The 3,055-nt window shown below is 47.9% G+C and carries 2 protein-coding genes and 1 pseudogene; 2 read left to right on the top strand and 1 reads right to left on the bottom strand.

Features of this window, described 5'->3' with window-relative positions; translation table 11 throughout:
- Both BCU12_RS09355 and BCU12_RS23695 read left to right on the top strand, forming a co-directional pair.
- A partial coding sequence (locus BCU12_RS09355; RefSeq protein ID WP_102404056.1) for a cellulose-binding domain-containing protein occupies positions 1-2,358 on the top strand: 2,358 nt, incomplete at its 5' end.
- A 282-nt stretch (positions 2,359-2,640) separates the two neighbouring features.
- Positions 2,641-2,733, top strand: a pseudogene (locus BCU12_RS23695) (VOC family protein); the annotation flags it as partial.
- 12 nt (positions 2,734-2,745) lie between these two features.
- Here the strand turns inward: BCU12_RS23695 and BCU12_RS09345 are convergent.
- The coding region (locus BCU12_RS09345; protein ID WP_102404055.1) for a hypothetical protein at positions 2,746-3,055 on the bottom strand (310 nt) is incomplete at its 5' end.

The following is a 3,055-nucleotide window of genomic DNA, read 5'->3' as shown; positions in this document are numbered from 1 at the left end:
GACCCAGAACCGACACCTAACCCAACGCCAGACCCAGAACCGACACCTGATCCAACACCAGACCCAACACCAGATCCAGGCCCAGCGCTTGGCGTTTGCGCAGAATTCAACGTATACCCTGACTGGACTCGCGGCGATCATGCTTCAGCGGGTGACATCATGGTTAATGAAAACATTGCCTATGCAGCCAATTGGTGGACCTCATCTACGCCAGGAAGTGATGGTAGTTGGGCGCTGCACGTGAACTGTGACAATACGCCTCCAGGTTCTGCACCATTGCTTTCATTGCCAAACCCTATGGACCCAGTCAGACTCGAAGTCAGCGGTTGGCCAAGTCACTTCGTCGCAGCAAGCCCTTCCACATTAGCTGCGCCAGCCACTTTAGCGTTTGATACTATTGGCAGCCAAGACCTTGCTGACACGACCAAGTTAACAAACGCATTTGTGACCTTGATTCAAACCGTTGATCTCGTGGGTTCAACCTCCATCATCCTGAACGGTGATGTGCTGGATGTAGCGTCAGCAGACAAGGGGCAATCTCTTGGTGTCGTTGCCGTGAAACAAGCACTGCTTGCTGCTGTAGATGCAACTGGAAGCCAAATTGACATCAATGAAATCAACGCTCTGACTGATGACGTGCAAGGTTGGGCTCAAGCGCACAACCTCGTTATCTCTACATTGGCTCCACAAGCCACGTTTGGTTGGGCACTCAGCATTGGTGACTTTGCTTATAACACCCATTCCGGTAAACGCGCTGTTTGGAATGCCGCCGCATCATCATCATCGGATCTGCTCTCTAGCTTTGAATTATTTAAAGCAGATTCGCTCACTAAAGCTGATTTTATCGCCTTTACTAAGTCAAGTGCTTCTCCTGCGCTAAGCGATGAGCAATGGCATTACGCACTGGAATACGTGAAGCAAGTGAGTGACTACATTCAAACACCTGCGTTGCTATCATCGATTCCAACGGCTCAAGCGGCGAGTTACTTCATGGGTAACACCACTGGGGAAAGCAAAATACGTAAAGCGGCAAGCAGCAATGTTTTCGCGGTACTATTCGATACTGAAACTGTCGATTTGAACGATAAAATTGCTCGCTACGAAACCGCTACAGTGCCGCTTTACTACGTCGGTGAAAACGTTGCGAATGGCCCGTTAACTCGCCTAGCTTCTCTTAACTCAGATCTAGCAAGTGCCGAGTCAGCAATGAACAATCAGGCGTTCCTTTTTGAAACAGCGCAATCACAGTGGGTGCCTTCTACCGTGTACAAGTGGGCTGACTTCTTGGCGGGTCTAAACTCGATGCACAATGTCGGTGTTGCAGGCAATACGTTCTGGTTACTCGATGACACAGCAGATGAAGCAACCAATGCCATGTACGCTAAGGTCGCTATCGCAGCCTTCCTGTCTCAAAGTATGCAAGAGACCATTCGTTACAATGCTTGTGATGAGAATAACTGGTCCGAAGTAAGGTACGGTGCGCCAGTTGACTATCCAATGACCGCGAGCTGTGGCCAATTGGATCAAAAATACGCTGACTACGGCATGGATCCAGTCACGGGTGTTGACCATCCGTATTCTTGTCCTCGCGACCCGAAAATGGAAGTAAGTGCCATCACAAATGCCAAATGGTATGGCGCACCTGCTCCGATATTTGCCGCTCCAGACTCTGTGTTTGAAGAGAAAGGTTTGTTGGTGAATGGCAACGTTGGTCGCTGGACAAACGATGGCCACTGTATGGATGTTCCAACAACTGTCGACTCTTCCAAGCAAATTTGGGAACGTGACGAATGTAAAGTCTACGAAGAACAAAAAGCGGGTAAATTCATTTGGGACGGTACTGACACTAACGGCACAGTGGAAGGTTGTGGCTGGTGGGGCCGTGGTGTTATTCAAACCACAGGTCGTCAAAACTTCGGTACGCTAAACCACTTCATGGGCCGTTCTCACGTTGATCCTGAAACGATTGGAACAACAGTAAACGGTGTCACTGTCGAAGCGCCACCAACAAGTCCATTGTACGCTGACCTCGATTTCTGTTCGAATCCAGGGCTGATTTGTAGCTCTGAAGAAAACAGAGAGATCAAATGGATTGCAGGTCTATTCTACTGGGTGACATCAGTACAGGCTTACAACGATGAAGGTGGGGCATACGCTGGTTGGAACTATCATACCGAGTTGAAGAACTACGTAGATGGCGGCTTAAATGGTACAGCGTTTATTGACGCCGTATCTGGCATCGTTAACCGAGGCTGCCCTGACAGTACTTGTCCTGTCAGTGGTGATGTTCACGCGATCAAAGAGCGTCAGGATAACTTCAAGCTCGTACTGCAAACACTTGGGTTAAATCCGCAGTAATGTTCAAAGTTTAGATATAACATAGTAACAATAGATAAATGGCTCCCTATAATTGGGAGCCTTTTTTAACGTTAACCAAGCCTCCTTCTTATCTCACCCCTACCACTGAGAAAGATCTCCCAGCCCCATGTAAGTTGCCTTCTTTCAAAATAATTCCCGCATGGTAGCCAACCAAACTCAACGTTCATGCACGGTGCGCATATCAAAGCTCTTCCCGTTAACACCTAACGCTCTGTCATGACTCAACGTATCGGTTTCTATGAGCAAAATAGACAACGCCACTTTTCAATTAAACCAAGAAAAGCAGGATCAGCGATGATTGCGGTGCTAGACGACACCTGTGGAAACTATATTCAGTTGATACAAGAGAGGTAATTGAAGCCTCGTTTATTCTTCCTCTACATTACAATCAGTACAGCTTTGCAACGCGATCTCGTGTTCAAAAACTGCAGCATCATTCCCATCGGCGAGCAACTCGGTGATTTCATCCGCTACTTCTTTCTCATCTTCCGATTCAACTTGATCCGCCAACTCTTCTTCCGAATAGCCATAAAAGTTCAATAGCAGGTAATCTCTTGCTTCGTCTTTGGTACAAGAAACGTTCACCGAAAGGTCGGCCTCAGCGTTGTCCTGCGCGACGATTGCCGTCAATTGCTGTTGAACATTCTCTTTCATCGAAGGTGTTAACCAACCAAGG

It is taken from the genome of Vibrio sp. 10N.261.55.A7, from assembly GCF_002877365.1.
In the GTDB taxonomy this organism is placed as follows: domain Bacteria; phylum Pseudomonadota; class Gammaproteobacteria; order Enterobacterales; family Vibrionaceae; genus Vibrio.
Note: the sequence above shows the minus strand (reverse complement) of the source record. Positions and strands in the feature narration are given on the sequence as shown.